Source organism: Escherichia sp. E1V33 (genome assembly GCF_004211955.1).
Lineage (GTDB): Bacteria > Pseudomonadota > Gammaproteobacteria > Enterobacterales > Enterobacteriaceae > Escherichia.
Window position 1 is genome coordinate 102,430 of the sequence record NZ_RHJI01000004.1, and the last position, 18,751, is coordinate 121,180.

General features: G+C 50.2%; 15 protein-coding genes and 5 tRNA genes. 12 read left to right on the forward strand and 8 right to left on the reverse strand.

What is annotated here, in order from left to right; all coding sequences use genetic code 11:
- Positions 1-122 precede the first annotated feature (122 nt).
- From recX to luxS, 12 genes are all read left to right on the forward strand, one after another.
- Positions 123-623 carry a recombination regulator RecX gene (gene recX, locus D9742_RS03890; protein ID WP_130236048.1) on the forward strand — a complete coding sequence of 167 codons (501 nt, stop codon included), beginning with the start codon at positions 123-125 and terminating at the stop codon, positions 621-623.
- A gap of 127 nt (positions 624-750) precedes the next feature.
- Entirely contained in the window at positions 751-3,381 is a 2,631-nt protein-coding gene (gene alaS, locus D9742_RS03895; RefSeq protein WP_130236049.1) for an alanine--tRNA ligase, read from the forward strand.
- A gap of 234 nt (positions 3,382-3,615) precedes the next feature.
- Entirely contained in the window at positions 3,616-3,801 is a 186-nt protein-coding gene (csrA, locus tag D9742_RS03900; RefSeq protein ID WP_000906486.1) for a carbon storage regulator CsrA, read from the forward strand.
- Between the two features lie 315 nt (positions 3,802-4,116).
- Positions 4,117-4,209 (forward strand) — tRNA-Ser (locus D9742_RS03905).
- Between the two features lie 3 nt (positions 4,210-4,212).
- A tRNA-Arg gene (locus tag D9742_RS03910) sits at positions 4,213-4,289 on the forward strand.
- A 64-nt stretch (positions 4,290-4,353) separates the two neighbouring features.
- A tRNA-Arg gene (locus D9742_RS03915) sits at positions 4,354-4,430 on the forward strand.
- Between the two features lie 62 nt (positions 4,431-4,492).
- Positions 4,493-4,569, forward strand: a tRNA-Arg gene (locus tag D9742_RS03920).
- A 101-nt stretch (positions 4,570-4,670) separates the two neighbouring features.
- Positions 4,671-4,747: transfer RNA gene (locus D9742_RS03925), tRNA-Arg, on the forward strand.
- A gap of 282 nt (positions 4,748-5,029) precedes the next feature.
- Positions 5,030-5,596, forward strand: coding sequence for a fructose-1-phosphate/6-phosphogluconate phosphatase (yqaB, locus tag D9742_RS03930; protein WP_130236050.1), 567 nt, complete (start codon positions 5,030-5,032; stop codon positions 5,594-5,596).
- Positions 5,593-6,021 (forward strand): YqaA family protein, encoded by a 429-nt coding sequence (locus D9742_RS03935; protein WP_130236051.1) that lies wholly within the window; start codon positions 5,593-5,595, stop codon positions 6,019-6,021. The genes yqaB and D9742_RS03935 overlap by 4 nt, the downstream gene beginning before the upstream one ends.
- 72 nt (positions 6,022-6,093) lie before the next feature.
- On the forward strand, positions 6,094-7,650 hold the full coding sequence (gshA, locus tag D9742_RS03940) for a glutamate--cysteine ligase (RefSeq protein ID WP_130236052.1): 1,557 nt from the start codon (positions 6,094-6,096) through the stop codon (positions 7,648-7,650).
- Between the two features lie 149 nt (positions 7,651-7,799).
- On the forward strand, positions 7,800-8,315 hold the full coding sequence (gene luxS / locus D9742_RS03945) for an S-ribosylhomocysteine lyase (protein ID WP_001130211.1): 516 nt from the start codon (positions 7,800-7,802) through the stop codon (positions 8,313-8,315).
- A 67-nt stretch (positions 8,316-8,382) separates the two neighbouring features.
- Here the strand turns inward: luxS and D9742_RS03950 are convergent, their stop codons facing one another.
- The 8 genes from D9742_RS03950 to proX all read right to left on the reverse strand — a co-directional run bounded on the left by D9742_RS03950 (position 8,383) and on the right by proX (position 18,743).
- A complete protein-coding gene (locus D9742_RS03950) occupies positions 8,383-10,992 on the reverse strand; it encodes an autotransporter outer membrane beta-barrel domain-containing protein (protein WP_130236053.1) in 2,610 nt (869 codons plus the stop codon).
- A 622-nt stretch (positions 10,993-11,614) separates the two neighbouring features.
- Positions 11,615-13,153, reverse strand: coding sequence for a multidrug efflux MFS transporter permease subunit EmrB (gene emrB, locus D9742_RS03955; protein WP_001305258.1), 1,539 nt, complete (start codon positions 13,151-13,153; stop codon positions 11,615-11,617).
- 16 nt (positions 13,154-13,169) lie between these two features.
- Entirely contained in the window at positions 13,170-14,342 is a 1,173-nt protein-coding gene (emrA, locus tag D9742_RS03960) for a multidrug efflux MFS transporter periplasmic adaptor subunit EmrA (protein WP_130236054.1), read from the reverse strand.
- Between the two features lie 126 nt (positions 14,343-14,468).
- Positions 14,469-14,999, reverse strand: coding sequence for a multidrug efflux transporter EmrAB transcriptional repressor EmrR (gene emrR / locus D9742_RS03965; RefSeq protein WP_000378441.1), 531 nt, complete (start codon positions 14,997-14,999; stop codon positions 14,469-14,471).
- 90 nt (positions 15,000-15,089) lie between these two features.
- Positions 15,090-15,425, reverse strand: coding sequence for an L-valine transporter subunit YgaH (gene ygaH / locus D9742_RS03970; protein ID WP_130236055.1), 336 nt, complete (start codon positions 15,423-15,425; stop codon positions 15,090-15,092).
- Complete coding sequence (gene ygaZ / locus D9742_RS03975; RefSeq protein WP_130236056.1) at positions 15,415-16,152, reverse strand: L-valine exporter subunit YgaZ; 738 nt, start codon at positions 16,150-16,152, stop codon at positions 15,415-15,417. The genes ygaH and ygaZ overlap by 11 nt, the downstream gene beginning before the upstream one ends.
- Positions 16,153-16,275: 123 nt before the next feature.
- Complete coding sequence (locus tag D9742_RS03980; RefSeq protein ID WP_130236057.1) at positions 16,276-17,460, reverse strand: MFS transporter; 1,185 nt, start codon at positions 17,458-17,460, stop codon at positions 16,276-16,278.
- Between the two features lie 290 nt (positions 17,461-17,750).
- Positions 17,751-18,743: a glycine betaine/L-proline ABC transporter substrate-binding protein ProX gene (gene proX, locus D9742_RS03985; protein ID WP_001216525.1), complete on the reverse strand. Its 993-nt coding sequence runs from the start codon at positions 18,741-18,743 to the stop codon at positions 17,751-17,753.
- Positions 18,744-18,751: the final 8 nt, after the last annotated feature.

The window sequence follows — 18,751 nt, forward strand, 5'->3', positions numbered from 1 at the left end:
TCCTCTAACGAATTGGGCCTGCGGGAACATTCTGCACACTCATTGACTATTAAACCTGTTTATCAGCAATCTCTGGGTCGCATCTGCGGCCCTTTTGCTTTTTTACGTATAAGGGGGATGCCATGACAGAATCAACGCCCCGTCGCCCGGCCTATGCCCGCCTGTTGGATCGCGCCGTGCGCATCCTGGCGGTACGCGATCACAGCGAGCAAGAGCTGCGACGGAAACTCGCGGCTCCGGTCATGGGCAAAAATGGCCCGGAAGAGATTGATGCCACGGCAGAAGATTACGAGCGCGTTATTGCCTGGTGCCATGAACACGGCTATCTCGATGACAGCCGATTTGTTGCGCGCTTTATCGCCAGCCGTAGCCGCAAAGGTTATGGACCTGCGCGTATCCGTCAGGAACTGAATCAGAAAGGTATTTCCCGCGAAGCGACAGAAAAAGCGATGCGTGAATGTGACATCGACTGGTGCGCGCTGGCGCGCGATCAGGCGACGCGAAAATATGGCGAACCTTTGCCAACTGTCTTTTCAGAAAAAGTTAAGATCCAGCGTTTTCTGCTCTATCGTGGCTATCTGATGGAAGATATCCAGGAGATTTGGCGAAATTTTGCCGACTGAATGCATACGGTATTTTACTTCCCAGTCAAGAAAACTTATCTTATTCCCACTTTTCAGTTACCAGCCCGGCGGTTAAGGCACGCTGTAGCTGGTGGCGATATTTCGTTAGCTTGATTTCAGGATAATTATGAGCAAGAGCACCGCTGAGATCCGTCAGGCGTTTCTCGACTTTTTCCATAGTAAGGGACATCAGGTAGTTGCCAGCAGCTCCCTGGTACCCCATAACGACCCAACTTTGTTGTTTACCAACGCCGGGATGAACCAGTTCAAGGATGTGTTCCTTGGGCTCGACAAGCGTAATTATTCCCGCGCTACCACTTCCCAACGCTGCGTGCGTGCGGGTGGTAAACACAACGACCTGGAAAACGTCGGTTACACCGCGCGTCACCATACCTTCTTCGAAATGCTGGGCAACTTCAGCTTCGGCGACTATTTCAAACACGATGCTATCCAGTTTGCATGGGAGCTGCTGACCAGTGAAAAATGGTTTGCCCTGCCGAAAGAGCGTCTGTGGGTTACCGTCTATGAAAGCGACGACGAAGCCTACGAGATCTGGGAAAAAGAAGTCGGCATCCCGCGCGAACGTATTATTCGCATCGGCGATAACAAAGGTGCGCCATACGCATCTGACAACTTCTGGCAGATGGGTGACACAGGTCCGTGCGGCCCGTGTACCGAAATCTTCTACGATCACGGCGACCACATCTGGGGTGGCCCTCCGGGAAGTCCGGAAGAAGACGGCGATCGCTACATTGAGATCTGGAACATCGTCTTCATGCAGTTCAACCGCCAGGCTGACGGTACTATGGAACCGCTGCCGAAGCCGTCCGTAGATACCGGTATGGGGCTGGAGCGTATTGCTGCGGTGCTGCAACACGTTAACTCTAACTATGACATCGACCTGTTCCGCACGCTGATCCAGGCCGTAGCGAAAGTCACTGGCGCGACCGATCTGAGCAACAAATCGCTGCGCGTAATCGCTGACCACATTCGTTCTTGTGCGTTCCTGATCGCTGATGGCGTAATGCCGTCCAACGAAAACCGTGGTTATGTACTGCGTCGTATCATTCGTCGCGCGGTGCGTCACGGTAATATGTTGGGTGCGAAAGAAACCTTCTTCTACAAACTGGTTGGGCCGCTGATCGAAGTTATGGGCTCTGCGGGCGAAGACCTGAAACGCCAGCAGGCGCAGGTTGAGCAGGTTCTGAAGACTGAAGAAGAGCAGTTTGCCCGTACTCTGGAGCGCGGTCTGGCGCTGCTGGATGAAGAGCTGGCAAAACTTTCTGGTGATACGCTGGATGGTGAAACTGCTTTCCGTCTGTACGACACGTATGGCTTCCCGGTTGACCTGACGGCTGATGTTTGTCGTGAGCGCAACATCAAAGTTGACGAAGCTGGTTTTGAAGCAGCAATGGAAGAGCAGCGTCGTCGTGCGCGCGAAGCCAGCGGCTTTGGTGCCGATTACAACGCAATGATCCGTGTTGATAGCGCATCTGAATTTAAAGGCTATGACCATCTGGAACTGAACGGCAATGTGACTGCGCTGTTTGTTGATGGTAAAGCGGTTGATGCCATTAATGCAGGCCAGGAAGCGGTGGTCGTGCTGGATCAAACACCATTCTATGCGGAATCCGGCGGTCAGGTTGGCGATAAAGGTGAGCTGAAAGGCGCTAACTTCTCCTTTGCGGTGGAAGATACGCAGAAATACGGCCAGGCGATTGGTCACATCGGTAAACTTGCTGCGGGTTCTCTGAAAGTGGGCGACGCGGTACAAGCTGATGTAGATGAAGCACGTCGCGCTCGTATTCGTCTGAATCACTCAGCAACGCACTTGATGCACGCTGCGCTGCGTCAGGTTCTGGGTACTCATGTCTCCCAGAAAGGTTCGCTGGTTAATGACAAGGTGCTGCGTTTTGACTTCTCGCATAACGAAGCGATGAAACCAGAAGAGATTCGTGCTGTCGAAGATCTGGTGAACGCACAGATTCGTCGTAACTTGCCTATCGAAACCAACATCATGGATCTCGAAGCGGCGAAAGCGAAAGGTGCGATGGCACTGTTCGGCGAGAAGTATGATGAACGTGTACGCGTGCTGAGCATGGGCGATTTCTCCACCGAACTGTGTGGCGGTACTCACGCCAGCCGCACCGGTGATATTGGTCTGTTCCGCATCATCTCTGAATCGGGTACTGCTGCAGGCGTTCGTCGTATCGAAGCAGTAACCGGAGAAGGCGCTATCGCCACCGTTCATGCAGACAGCGATCGCTTAAGCGAAGTTGCGCATCTGCTGAAAGGCGATAGCAATAACCTGGCTGATAAAGTACGTTCAGTACTGGAACGTACGCGTCAGCTGGAAAAAGAGTTACAACAGCTTAAAGAACAGGCTGCTGCACAGGAAAGTGCGAATCTTTCCAGTAAGGCAATTGATGTTAATGGTGTTAAGCTGTTGGTCAGCGAGCTTAGCGGTGTTGAGCCGAAAATGTTGCGCACCATGGTTGACGATTTAAAAAATCAGCTGGGGTCGACAATTATCGTGCTGGCAACGGTAGCCGAAGGTAAGGTTTCTCTGATTGCAGGCGTATCTAAGGATGTCACAGATCGCGTGAAAGCAGGGGAACTGATTGGTATGGTCGCTCAGCAGGTGGGCGGCAAGGGTGGTGGACGTCCTGACATGGCGCAAGCCGGTGGTACGGATGCTGCGGCCTTACCTGCAGCGTTAGCCAGTGTGAAAGGCTGGGTCAGCGCGAAATTGCAATAATATAAGTGTCAGGCAATGCCGTGGACGTGCTTCACGGCATTCGCATCGACGCTATCGACAATGATAAAGTCAGGTTGAAGTTGTGTATATCGGCTAAACTTAGGTTTAACAGAATGTAATGCCATGACTGCTTAGATGTAATGTGTTTGTCATTGCTTACTTTTTGGCGTTATATGATGGATAATGCCGGGATACAGAGAGACCCGACTCTTTTAATCTTTCAAGGAGCAAAGAATGCTGATTCTGACTCGTCGAGTTGGTGAGACCCTCATGATTGGGGATGAGGTCACCGTGACAGTTTTAGGGGTAAAGGGCAACCAGGTACGTATTGGCGTAAACGCCCCGAAGGAAGTTTCTGTTCACCGTGAAGAGATCTACCAGCGTATCCAGGCTGAAAAATCCCAGCAGTCCAGTTACTAATCTTTCCGCGTCTCATCTTTAACGGTGAGACGCACCCTCAAAATTTCTCCTTCACTTCATTTTCTTTTCGCGCTACTCCCGTCCATTTAACTTTTGCCTTCATTTTTCTCTATCACTGCTACCTGTCAGAGGCCTGTTTTTCTGTTGATAAAACACTCTTTTTGACGTTTTTACAGACTAATTGAGCGCGAAGTGTGCAAACGATAAAAGTGTGGGAAAAATTGTTTGACTTATAAGTCTCAGAAAGTAATATGTGCGCCACGCAGCGACGATGAGCGACAAACAAGTTCTTCGAAGCACTCGTAAGAGGCGTGTGGTGAGGTGGCCGAGAGGCTGAAGGCGCTCCCCTGCTAAGGGAGTATGCGGTCAAAAGCTGCATCCGGGGTTCGAATCCCCGCCTCACCGCCATTTGCATCCGTAGCTCAGCTGGATAGAGTACTCGGCTACGAACCGAGCGGTCGGAGGTTCGAATCCTCCCGGATGCACCATCTCTTACTTGATACGGCTTTAGTAGCGGTATCAAAAAATCTGCAGTAAAGTAAGTTTCCCGATGCATCCGTAGCTCAGCTGGATAGAGTACTCGGCTACGAACCGAGCGGTCGGAGGTTCGAATCCTCCCGGATGCACCATCTCTTACTTGATACAGCTTTAGTAGCGGTATCAATATCAGCAGTAAAATAAATTTCCCGATGCATCCGTAGCTCAGCTGGATAGAGTACTCGGCTACGAACCGAGCGGTCGGAGGTTCGAATCCTCCCGGATGCACCATATTCTCCGTAATCATCAGTGATGATGGTTAAGAAGGATTTTCTTGCTTGATATGGCCTTAGTAGCGATATCAATATCAGCAGTAAAATAAATTTCCCAATGCATCCGTAGCTCAGCTGGATAGAGTACTCGGCTACGAACCGAGCGGTCGGAGGTTCGAATCCTCCCGGATGCACCATATTCTCCGAAATCTTCAGCAATGAAGGTATCGAAGAGGTAGCGGTATTAACCGCAGGCACCAGGGAGGATAACGTTGCTTTAGTAACGGCCCGAAGGGCGAGCCGCAAGGCGAGTAATCCTGCCGGATGCACCATCTTCTCCAAAAAATTTCCTTCAAAAACATCGCATTTCTAAATAACTATTTTATCCATATCCTTAATAATCTTCCCCTTCGCCATCAGCGACAAAATCAAGCAATTACGCTAAAGTAGCGTCATATTTTTCGACTTGCGAGAAGACCATGTACGAGCGTTATGCAGGTTTAATTTTTGATATGGATGGCACAATCCTGGATACGGAGCCTACGCACCGTAAAGCGTGGCGCGAAGTATTAGGGCACTACGGTCTTCAGTACGATGTTCAGGCGATGATTGCGCTTAATGGCTCGCCCACCTGGCGCATTGCTCAGGCGATTATTGAGCTGAATCAGGCAGATCTCGACCCGCATGCTCTGGCGCGTGAAAAAACAGAGGCGGTAAGAAGTATGCTGCTGGATAGCGTCAAGCCGCTTCCTCTTGTCGAAGTGGTGAAAAGCTGGCACGGACGTCGACCAATGGCTGTAGGAACGGGGAGTGAAAGCGCTATCGCTGAGGCATTGCTGGCGCACTTGGGATTACGCCGTTATTTTGACACCGTCGTTGCCGCCGATCACGTCAAACATCATAAACCTGCGCCAGACACATTTTTGTTGTGCGCGCAGCGTATGGGCGTGCAACCAACACAGTGTGTGGTCTTTGAAGATGCTGATTTCGGTATTCAGGCTGCTCGCGCTGCAGGCATGGACGCTGTGGATGTTCGCTTGCTGTGAGTGAAGCGTTATCGCTTTTCTCGTTGTTTGCCAGTAGTTTCCTCAGCGCTACACTATTACCCGGTAATTCCGAAGTCGTCCTGGTTGCAATGTTGCTTTCCGGGGTAAATCATCCCTGGGTTTTAGTGTTAACAGCAACAATGGGTAATAGCCTTGGAGGGCTAACTAACGTTATCCTTGGGCGTTTCTTTCCATTGCGCAAAACATCGCGCTGGCAAGAGAAAGCCATCGGCTGGCTGAAACGATATGGTGCAATCACACTATTATTAAGCTGGATGCCCGTGGTTGGCGATTTACTGTGTCTGTTAGCGGGGTGGATGCGCATCTCGTGGGGACCGGTAATCTTTTTTTTGTGCCTTGGTAAAGCGTTACGCTATGTTGCGATTGCAGTAGCTACCGTTCAGGGCATGATGTGGTGGCACTAATTGTAGGCCTGCACACATGGCCACCATTACAGTTATGCTAAATAAAACGATTTTGACAGGCGGGAGGTCAATTTGATCCCGGACGTATCACAGGCGCTGGCCTGGCTGGAAAAACATCCTCAGGCGTTAAAGGGGATACAGCGTGGGCTGGAGCGCGAAACTTTGCGTGTTAATGCTGATGGCACACTGGCAACAACAGGTCATCCTGAAGCATTAGGTTCCGCACTGACGCATAAATGGATAACCACCGATTTTGCGGAAGCATTGCTGGAATTTATTACACCAGTGGATGGTGATATTGAACATATGCTGACCTTTATGCGCGATCTACATCGCTATACGGCGCGCAATATGGGCGATGAGCGGATGTGGCCGTTAAGTATGCCATGCTACATTGCGGAAGGGCAGGACATCGAACTGGCGCAGTATGGCACTTCTAACACCGGACGCTTTAAAACGCTGTACCGTGAAGGGCTGAAAAATCGCTACGGCGCGCTGATGCAAACCATCTCCGGCGTGCATTACAACTTCTCTTTGCCTATGGCATTCTGGCAAGCGAAGTGTGGCGATATTTCGGGCGCTGATGCTAAAGAGAAAATCTCTGAGGGCTATTTCCGCGTTATTCGCAACTACTATCGCTTCGGTTGGGTCATTCCTTATCTGTTTGGCGCGTCTCCGGCAATATGCTCTTCATTCCTGCAAGGTAAACCAACGTCGCTGCCGTTTGAGAAAACCGAGTGCGGTATGTATTACCTGCCGTATGCGACCTCTCTTCGTTTGAGCGATCTTGGCTATACCAATAAATCGCAAAGCAATCTTGGTATTACCTTCAACGATCTCTACGAGTACGTAGCGGGCCTTAAACAGGCAATCAAAACGCCATCGGAAGAGTACGCGAAGATTGGTATTGAGAAAGACGGTAAGCGGCTGCAAATCAATAGTAATGTGCTGCAGATTGAAAACGAACTGTATGCGCCGATTCGTCCGAAACGCGTTACCCGCAGCGGAGAGTCGCCTTCTGATGCGTTGTTACGTGGCGGCATTGAGTATATTGAAGTGCGTTCTCTGGACATCAACCCGTTCTCGCCGATAGGTGTAGATGAACAGCAGGTGCGTTTCCTCGACCTGTTTATGGTCTGGTGTGCGTTAGCTGATGCGCCAGAAATGAGCAGTAGCGAGCTTGCCTGTACACGCGTTAACTGGAACCGGGTGATCCTCGAAGGTCGCAAACCGGGCCTGACGCTGGGTATCGGCTGTGAAACTGCGCAGTTCCCGTTACCGCAGGTAGGGAAAGATCTGTTCCGCGATCTAAAACGCGTCGCGCAAACGCTGGATAGCATTAACGGCGGCGAAGCGTACCAGAAAGTGTGTGATGAACTGGTCGCCTGCTTCGATAATCCTGATCTGACTTTCTCTGCCCGTATCTTAAGGTCTATGATTGATACTGGCATTGGCGGAACAGGTAAAGCGTTTGCAGAAGCCTACCGTAATCTGTTACGTGAAGAGCCACTGGAAATTCTGCGCGAAGAGGATTTTGTTGCTGAGCGTGAGGCGTCTAAACGCCGCCAGCAGGAAATGGAAGCCGCAGATACCGAGCCGTTTACGGTGTGGCTGGAAAAGCACGCCTGACAGAAAAGAAAAAGGCCACTCGTGAGTGGCCAAAATTTCATCTCTGAATTCAGGGATGATGATAACAAATGCGCGTCTTTCATATACTCAGACTCGCCTGGGAAGAAAGAGTTCAGAATATTTAAAAAAAATTTACCGGAGGTGGCTAAATGCCGTTGTTAGATAGCTTCACAGTCGATCATACCCGGATGGAAGCGCCTGCAGTTCGGGTGGCGAAAACAATGAACACCCCGCATGGCGACGCAATTACCGTGTTCGATCTTCGCTTCTGCGTGCCGAACAAAGAAGTGATGCCAGAAAGAGGGATCCATACTCTGGAGCACCTGTTTGCTGGTTTTATGCGTAACCATCTTAACGGTAATGGCGTTGAGATTATCGATATCTCACCAATGGGCTGCCGCACTGGTTTTTATATGAGTCTGATTGGTACGCCTGATGAGCAGCGTGTCGCTGACGCCTGGAAAGCGGCAATGGAAGACGTGCTGAAAGTGCAGGATCAGAATCAGATCCCGGAACTGAACGTCTATCAGTGTGGCACTTACCAGATGCACTCTTTGCAGGAAGCACAGGATATTGCGCGTAGCATTCTGGAACGCGACGTGCGCATCAACAGCAACGAAGAACTGGCGCTGCCGAAAGAGAAGTTGCAGGAACTGCACATCTAGGAGCAGGATCACAACGATTGTGCATCCGGAGAATGCCACCTGTGCAACGACAGGTGGCAAATTGACATCAGAAGAGATATTTCATGCCCAGTATTCCCTGGGTATCGCTGTAACCGCTATCCCCCACCTGCTGGGCGACATTGCCCCACAGTTGCAGATGCGGGTCAATCTCACCTTCAACACCTATTTTTAACTCTCCAATGTTTCGCGTACCGGCGATCTTGTCGCTGATGTTATCCATCTTAACGCTGTAATTGTGGGAGTTATAAATCCAGTTGGCTTCCACAAATGGCTGGAAGGAGCGGTCTTTATTATCATCGATGTGGTTATGGCCTTGCAGATACGCCTTCATCCCCAGCCGCGTTTGCAGATTGCCTTCGGTGCTGTCCTCAACAAGCGTGCCATTGTCTTCCGTATGATTGTCTGCCTTCACGTCCATCCACGTCAGCTGCATTTTGGGCTGCAACCAGTAGCTGGTACGGGCATCTGCGCTTTCACCGAGACGGAAGGTATAACCCGTTTCAATGGCGGCGGTGATGCCGTCAGAATGATATTTCTCACTCGGCAGATCCTCTCCTTTCACGGAGTTATCAAACCAGTTGTATAACAGCCAGCTATCAACATAGGTTCCGGTTTTGTCTGCTTCGTTAGCGTACCAGGTACCATACATCCCCACGCTGTAACCGTCTATTTGCCCATGAGAATTGTATCCGGTCAGGTTGGAGTGTGTGCGACTCTTATTGTTGGCATAGCCAGCCATTAAACCGAGATGCCAGCGATCAAGATCGTTACTGCTCCATTGCGCGAGGTCACCGCCCAGTTGCAGAACATAACGGTTGCTCTGAGTATTTAACTCATCCGAACTGTCTTTAAAGCGGTTATGCCCGCCAATGTTTCTCATCCACAAACTGGTAACTTTTTGCTCGCCGGTTAGCAGGTCCGTGTATTGTGTTTCACCAAGACGGTCATGCAGTCGGGTATTGAACAAGGTATTTGCAGCCTGAATATTAGCCAGATAGCTGCCAATCTCCGGGCGATACTGATGCTTTCTTTCTGGCAGCGGTTCAGGTGCAACGGGGGTATCCGGTGAAGCAGGTGTATAAGGTGACGCGGGTGGGATATCAGGCGTATCAGGTATTACAGGTGCAATGGGGGGGATAATGGGGATTTCACTGGTTAAGTACCAATTCTGATCGTCGCTTTTGGTTACGTTGTAATCATAGGCACCAGCAACAATACGACCTTCTTTAGTGAAAGTCCCCTTTGACAGACCCCCAACTTCCACAATTTGTATGCCTTCCAGGGTATCTGCCCCTCGACCACCTGCATTGTTAACTTTGACGCGGGTACTACCAGCAGTATCGCCTTTTACGACGAGTTTATCCGTTACGGAATTATCTTCACCTAATGCAGTGTGCATGATTAACAGGGCATTATCGGCGGTGTAGTTGCCGTTAATGGTGAGTGTTGTTGGCGTGAATTCGTGGCCATTTTTGTACGAAGAAAATGTCGCTGTTCCCGCCAGCGCCAGAGTATTTAATGTTTGCGAATGCGTGTTTAAATCGAGATGACCAGCACTGTCGACAACATAATCCGAGTTTGGGCTGAAGGTATCGTTGATACCGGCACGCAAGGTGCCTTTACTAATATTCGTTTGGCCAGAGTAGGTATTTGCGCCAGTCAACGTAGTGATTCCTGAACCTACCTGGTTAATCTCGCCTTTGCCAACTATATCCGCAGCCAGGATAAAATCTTCGCTGGAGTGGTTAAAATTAATTTGGGCAGTACTACTCCCGACATCGCTTCCCATATGGATAGTTGGCGTCTTGATGATTCCCGCTTTCTGCTCGGCTTCTCCCACAGTCCCACCTATGTTTAGAATACCGGTGCTGGTGTCTGCCATCCCAAGCCAGATAAATTGATTAGCGCTGACCGTGGCATTATTACTCACGGTAAGTATCCCCTTGGCCTCGTTCTGCGATGGATCCAATCCTCCAAGGCTGATAAATTCATTTACTGTTAATGAAGAATTGTCGCCATCAACCAGCGTTTCACCGTATCCAGTCCCGTGAAAATCACCCATATTTCCAGTAAAACCAATGAGCACATCTTTTGATGCTGTAAGACGACCGCCATGAGTTATTTCAAGTTTACCTGTCCCCTGATCGCCAACCATCACATATCTTGCAGAAACGGAAGAACCCGCACCGTCAATAATAACTTGCCCTTGAGCCTGGTAATTAAATTCACCGATTCTGAATTCATTTAAATCGGTGATGGTACTGCCGCTAAGTACCATTAAAGTTCCTGAACCACCATTAGTGCCTAAATAAACGTCGCGTTCATTAGGCGATGCATTACTAAGCGTCAGATGAGTATTGTTTTCTAATTTCACTACCCCTGAGGTAGCATTGCCGATTATGATTTTTGACGTAGTCAGATCCCGCCCGTCTATATTCAATGTTCCTTCGCTTTTTGAACCAACATTAAGATAATGAAATTGATCCCAGACTGATGAATTATTTTCGGATGAGGATAGCGTTACAACATCATTATTGTTGATGGTAACATCACTGTTGATGGTCGTGGGTGGTGTCCATGCCAGAGAAACGGGCATTGATAACACGGTCGGAATAGCTATTGCCAGCGTTGGTAAGGGATGCTTCCTGATATTCATAAAGTTCCTCTTCATCCTTATGATTTATTTTTAGATAAATAACGAATTCACAGTAAAAACGTAAAAACTTAGTTTTTTAACGTCTTTTAATCAGGCTACTGTTCTACCAATGGAAGGGTAGTGTGTGAAATCAATACTTATAAATCAGTTTAATTTCTAAGTAATTTAATATTAATTTGTTTTGATGATTTAGGTGTTGTGCTAAAAAATAAGTTGCATAGTATTCTGTAGCAAAAATATTTAAATATCTTAGGTGGTAAAAAATGATAAAAAGAAAAATTAGGAAAATCATTAAGATATATGGTGTAGATATTTTTTTTGGATTTAATAAAAATGACGAATTATTTGCATGTTTATTGTTTGCACATCTTTTTAGAAGGGGTAAATACCAGGATTTTTATCAAAAAATAATATAAATGTGATTTCTGTGTATCGATAAAATGAATGAAAATATGAGATAAAACACACGATCATTAAGAAGAATATAAATACATTGTCTGTTTTTTCTGATTGCAGAACTGTTTATTAAGCAACCCTCAATAATGGCATCATTTGGCGTTGATTAAACAACCGTTTGCAGAATGAGCAAATAAAAAGGGAGCCGCAGCTCCCTTTGACAACCTTAGTGCGCACCGCCTCCGCCGCCACCTGCGCCAAAAGGCGGTTTAGCAAACCACACCAGCCCCAGCAGGACGAGGAATATCCCGGCTGACATCCAGAAGATCTCATTGGCGGAAATAATCAGCCCCTGATTGGTGATTTGCTGGGCAATCCAGCCAGATGCCTGCTGTTGCGTCATCCCCAGCCCTTCCAGTTGACTGTACATCGCCTGGGCGTTCGGGTTATACGGGTTCACCGACTCGGTCAACTGCGCATGGTGCATCGACTCGCGGTTGGTCCACATAGTCGTCGTTATGGACGTACCGATAGACCCCGCCAGCGTTCGCGTAAAGTTGGAGAGGCTCGATGCCGCCGCCAGTCGTTCCGGTGGCAAACCGGATAGCGTAATGGTGGTCAGCGGCATAAAGAAGCAGGCCACCGCAAACCCCTGGATAAACTGCGGCCAGGCCGACGCGCCAAAATCCATACCTGGTTCAAAGGTATAGGCACGCCAGTAGAAGCAGACGGCATACATAATAAAGCTAAAGGTTACCAGTCGCCGCATATCCAGTTTATGCGCAAAGCGGCCGATAATCGGCGACAGGATCACCGGAATAATCCCTACCGGCGCAGAGGCCAGCCCTGCCCATGTTGCCGTGTAGCCGTAGACTTCCTGCAACAACTGCGGCAGCAGAACAATTGCGCCGAAGTAGAGCATATACGCGAGGCTGATACACAAGCAGCCAATGGTGAAATTTCGCGACTTAAACAGCGAGAGATCGACTATCGGGTTATCGTCGGTCAGCTCCCAGACAATCAGGAAGCAAATAGCCACCACCGCCACCACGGTAAGGATGATAATTTCCTGTGATGAAAACCAGTCCAGCTCTTTACCGCGGTCGAGCATAATCTGCAGGCTGCCGATACCAATTACCAGCAGTGCCAGCCCCACGGCATCAATCCGCCGCCGTTCGGTGCGGGTTTCGCGTCCGCGCAGCGTCTGCAATGTCATCAACACCACCGCCACGCCAATCGGCACGTTGATGAAGAATATCCATCCCCAGTGATAATTGTCACTGATATAGCCGCCGAGGATCGGGCCGCAAATAGGCGCGACAATCACCGTCATTGACCACAATGCCAGCGCGATCGAGCGTTTGGCTGGCGGGTAGTTATTCAGCAATAGACTTTGCGAAAGCGGGATCAACGGCCCGGCGACAATCCCCTGAATCACGCGGAAGAAGATCAGCATATTCAGGCTGCTGGAGACACCACACGCCCACGACGCAATAGCAAAGGCGATGGTTGACCAGAGGAACAGTTTCACTTCCCCGACGCGCTTTGCCAGCCAGCCGGTAAGCGGGATCGAGATGGCATTCGCCACCCCGAAAGAAGTGATTACCCACGTTCCCTGGCTGAGCGATGAGCCCAGATTCCCGGCGATAGTGGGGATCGCCACGTTAGCAATGGTGGAGTCCAGCACCTGCATGAATGTCGCCAGTGACAGCGCAATCGTCATAATGACCAGTTGCGCGCCTTCCAGCGGTTTTTGCTGTTGCATCACACGCACCTCTGGATTAGCCAGCGTTAGCTTTTACGATATCGTCGATCAGTTTATTGACAGGTTCCAGGCTGATTTCACGCGCGGTACTTACCGCGACCGGTGTGGAGCGTACTTTGTTTGCCAGTACCTGACCGTCACGGTTAGTGGTATTGACGCTCACCAGCGTGGATAAACCGATACGCAGCGGGTATTGCTCCAGCTGTTTCTGGTCCAGTTCGATACGAACAGGCAAACGCTGAACCACTTTGATCCAGTTACCGGTGGCGTTTTGCGCCGGAAGCAGTGAGAACGCGCTACCCGTCCCCATATCCAGACCAACCACTTTACCGGTGTATTTCACATCATCGCCGTAAATATCCGTGGTGATGGTGACCGGCTGGCCGATGCGCATATTGGCAATCTGCGTCTCTTTAAAGTTGGCATCTACCCACATATTCGTGGCTGGAACGACCGCCATCAGCGGCGTCGTTGGGCTAATTTGGGCACCCGGTTGCACGGCACGACGGGAAACATAGCCGGTCATCGGACTGACAATACGGGTACGCTCCAGTGCCAGCCAGGCGTTACGTACTTCGGTGGCAGCCTGTTGCACGGCAGGCTGATCTTCCAGTTTAGTCCCCAGAATCATCGCCTGATTGGCATTGTATTGTTGAATGGCGACGTCCAATTGAGCCTGGGCGCTGGTGACGGCGTCGCGGGCGTGTTGCAGCTCTTCGCGGCCAATCAGGTTGGCATTGCCCAGCGGCACGCGACGGTTGTAATCACTCTGAGCTTTGGTGAGGGCGATTTTCTGCACCTCAATATTTGCCTGCAACTGTTTGCTGTTAATCATCAGTTGGTGGGTTTGACGTACGCTGGAAGCCAGCGCAGTTTTGGCTTTTTCAAACGCCTGGCGAGCATCCGTCGGGTCGAGAGTGACCAGCACATCGCCTTCTTTTACAAAATCGGTGTTATCGGCCCAGACTTTCGTCACACTGCCTGACACCTGAGACATAATTTGAATCTGATTTCCTGCCACGTATGCGTCATCAGTTTCTTCAAAATGACGCAGTACCAAAAACCAATAAATCCCTATCGCTACGGCAATAATAATAAAGAGCAAGGTGAGAAGGAGGAGCAGACGCTTACGTTTGCCGCTCTTCTTTACCGGTTGCTGCGGGGTTTGTGTCTCCGCATTTGCGCTCATAGTATTCTCCACGATCTTCTTAACTCATCGGCTGAGCCGACCTGCTTGCCAAAAAGGCCAGCACGTTGCGATGCTGGCCGGTCAGTTTTTCTTTTATTAAATCTGGATTTTGAGCGAGATGACGCGTTAGCTCATCGCTTCGAGAACCGCACCGTCTTGTTCCATCTGATCGAGACGGGAGAGTAATTTACGGGTGATTTGCTCGAGCTGATCTTTTTCTGTTGTGCTGAGCGCGGACCAGAGTTGATGCAGGCAGTTATGCTGCGGCGGTAAAACCTCGCGCAAAAACTCGTGACCTTTTTCCGTTAATTGCAGATGCAGGCAGCGGCGATCGTTATCGCTTTCACGACGTTCGATCCAGCCACGTTTTTCCAGCTCATCGGCAATACGCGTCGCATTGGTACGGGATGATCCAAGAGCACAACTCAATTCAGAAGGCTGAATACTGTGGTTTTCCTGAGACTCCAGCGTAATCAACGCCATAAACAACGTCTCGTTAATCCCCTGAGCCTTCAGCATTTTATTGCGGTTCTCCAGCAGCTTGCTTTGCATGTGCATACAAAGACGGGTCAGAAGGATCTCCTGATAAGGAAAATCTTCGTGGCGGCTGGCGCGAAATTTTAGCATTTGTTCAATGGGCGTAAACGAACTATCCATTTGGGTATGACCTCATTAATTTCAGCCGATATAGTAACGACAGTGACAAATAAAGTAAATGTATTGTTTTAGAAAAATGATTCTTGTGGTCTATAGAAACGTCATCACTTTCCACGTCAGCCCGTAGGCCAGCGCACTCAATAGAGTGGGAATAATGATGCTTCGTGTTTTATAGAAACTGGCTCCCAGTACCGCAAAACCGACCAGCGTGGGTACGAAACGGCGTGAGTCGTGCATCACTTCTGGTGCGGTAGAGACAACCAGCAGAGCGCAAATCGAGGCGATGCCAATGGTGTCGAGCAAAATACCCACTGCGCCACGCCTGGTTGGGCGGGCATTGCCCACTCGCAGGCGTAGGGGTAAATAGCGGAAGCAGTAATTCGCCGCGCCAACCAGTAATCCAAGCAGCAGAACCTCATAGCTCATCAGGTGCTCCTTGCCAGAATGACTGGATTAACGCGGTGAGGCAGCCAAAGACAATGCCTGCCAGAATGGCGACGGGAATAGAAAATAGCGTTACGCCAGCAAGGGCACCAACTAACGCTGCGGTAACGCAAAGAGATTGTTTGCGCTGGAAAGAGGCGAGCAGAAAACTCATAAAGAGTGCCGGCAGCATAAAGCCTAATGCTGCTTCAACGGCTGGATAACCTTGCAGCAAACCGCTGCCCGAAAATGCCCCTATTACCGTACCAAATACCCACGATGACCATGAACTGAAGGCAATGCCGATCATCCAGTTTTCGCTCCAGCGGCGATTATTACGTACCAGTTTTGCCGTTGCGGCGGCAAAAACTTCGTCCGTCAGGCCAAACGCCCACAATGCGGTTTTCGATTTTTGCAGGCGTTGAACAATGCGGCTACGCAACGATGGACCATACAGTACATGGCGAACATCCATTGCCATAACGGTCAATGCTGCTACCCACAAGCTACTGCCAGCTGCCAGCATCGCGGTGATGACAAACTGGCTCGCTCCTGCATAAATAATGCAGGAGAAAAAAACGCTTTCCAGGGGAGTGAATCCCAGACGGGTCGCATTCAGACCAAATGCAAAGGCCACCGGAATATAACTAATAACAATCGGTAAACTGTCTTTGCAGCCTTCCATGAAGGTCGCCGAACCAGAAGCTGGCAGTGGAGTAGGGCTTACCATAGAGTGTACGCTTAACGATTGTTAATATTATTAATAGACTGAATGAATATCTTAACCTTATCAGACTGATGGGATTCTTAACACCCTTATAAGTGTAAAGCCACGAAAACGGTTGCTGATTGCTTAATTTGCGGCTTCCTGACGATGAAAACCTCGCCACCAGACCAGTAAATTCACCAGGGCAAGTGACGCACCAGCCAGGCAAACGCCAGCCCAACCGGCATGTTGCCAGGCGGATGCCGAGATCAGCGAACCAGCAGCACCGCCAATAAAGTAGCTGGTCATGTAACCTGCAGTCAGGCGATTACGGGCATCAGGGTAAATTCGGTAAATTACGGTCTGATTGGTGATATGCACGCCCTGCACGGTGAGATCCAGTACCAGAATGCCGATAATTAGCGCCAGTACGTAAGCGTGACCAAACCAGATCGCCAGCCATGAAAGTAACAACAGCAGCAGACCAAACGTTGTTGTGAGATGCGATTTGCCCTTATCGGCAAAACCGCCCGCCGGACGAGCGCCCAATGCTCCGGCAGCTCCCGCAAGTCCAAACAGACCAATTACGCCATCGCTGTAGTTAAAAGGTGGGGCGGCAAGCAAAAAGGCCATCGAGGTCCAGAGAATGCTGAAGTTGGCAAAGGTCAGGCAGCCCAGTATCGCGCGGGTGCGCAGAATTTTATCACTGATAAACATGCTGAAAACGGAACCAAGCAACTGTGGGTAGTTGAGGTGGGTTTCTGATTTCATTTGTGGCAGACCACGCCATAATGCCAGCGCCATCAGTGCCATTAATACCGAAGCGACCCAAAAGACGGTGCGCCAGCCGCCGAGATTCGCCAGCAATCCGGCAACGGTCCGTGCGAGTAAGATCCCCAGCAGCAGGCCGCTCATAATGGTGCCAACGACTTTGCCGCGTTTGTCTGGTGAAGCCAGCGTCGCCGCCAGCGGAACCAGAATTTGCGCTACGACCGAGAACAAACCAGTTAAGGCCGTACCGAGGATCATCATCGCCAGTGACTGACTGCTGGCAGTGATTAACATGCCGCCTGCCGCCAGTAAGGTCATCGAGACAATCAGGCGGCGGCGTTCAAACATATCACCGAGGGGAACAAGAAACAGCAGACCTGCGGCATAGCCCAACTGCGCGGCGGTAACAATAAAGCCTGCCGAACTGGCGGAAAGGGAAAAGTTACGCGCGATGGTGTCGAGCAATGGCTGGGCGTAATAGTTGCTGGCGACCGCCAGACCGGTGGCGATCGACATCAGCACGATCAGCGCCGGGCTAAGTTCATGATTAGGTTTAGTCATTATTTTTGTTTATCAGGTGATGATTAAGCTGGAAATCAATAATAGCGGATGTTGATGAATGGGGGCGAAAGATAGCTTGTTGAAATGTGCGGTGTGGTTTGTAGGCATGATAAGACGCGCCAGCGTCGCATCAGGCATTGTGCACAGAACGGCGGATGCGGCGAAAACGCCTTATCCGCCCTACGGAATGAGTGTGGTTTGTAGGCATGATAAGACGCGTTAGCGTCGCATCAGGCATTGTGTACAGAGCGGCGGATGAGGCAAAAACGCCTTATCCGCCCGAATAAAAATTACTTCTGTGCAGCCAGCGCCTCATTCACCCAGCCATCGAACTGCTGCTGGTGGGCTTTGATCCAGCCATCAACGTGGCCCTGAATATCGCCTTCTGAGGCTTTGCCGTCATGCATAATGGCGTTCTGGGCGTTAATATCTGCCACTGGTAACTGCATAATGGCGAACAGTTTGGCTGCTGCCGGGTTTTTCTCGGCCCAGGCTTTATTGGCAACGATATGCATGGTGCTGACCGGGAAGCCGTAATTCGCGCCATTCGGCAGTTTGGTATCGGCATTTTTATCGCCCGGCAGTGCAGAGAACGGCACCTGCAACCAGACCACATCTTTCCCTGGCTTCAGCTCATTACTCACCCAGTACGGCGTCCAGGTGTAGTAAAACACCGGTTTGCCCTCTTTGTAACGACTGATGGTGTCGGCCATCATCGCCGCGTAGTTCCCCTGATTATGCGTCACGGTATTGGTCAGTTCATACGCGGCAAGCTGGTGGTTGATCGCACCTTCGCAGCCCCAGCCAGGGTTACAGCCAGTCAAATCCGCTTTACCGTCGCCGTTGGTATCGAAAAGTTTGGCGATCTTCGGATCTTTTAGTTGTGCGATGTTGGTGATTTTGTACTGGTCGGCGGTTTTCTTATCGATCAGGTAACCCTGCGCCGCGCCGTTAACAAATACCCCTTCACGATAAAATTTCTTATCGCCACCGGCAGCTTCGTACATGTTGTCATGCAGTGGCGTCCAGTTCACGGCGGTGAAGGTTGCATCGCCGGAAGCAAGCGAGGTGTAGCCAACGTTGTAATCTACTTCGCTGGGTTTGTTGACGGTATAGCCTAATTTCTCCAGCGCACGGCTGACCAGCAGCGTCTGGAAGGTTTCTTCGGTGATGGTGCTCTGAACTGGATTAACAGTAATGCCTTTGCCCGGCAGATCGGCAGCAAAAGTTTGTGTAGAGATAAGCGTGGCAAACGCTGTCGCAAAAAGTACGCTATGTCGCATTGTTATTC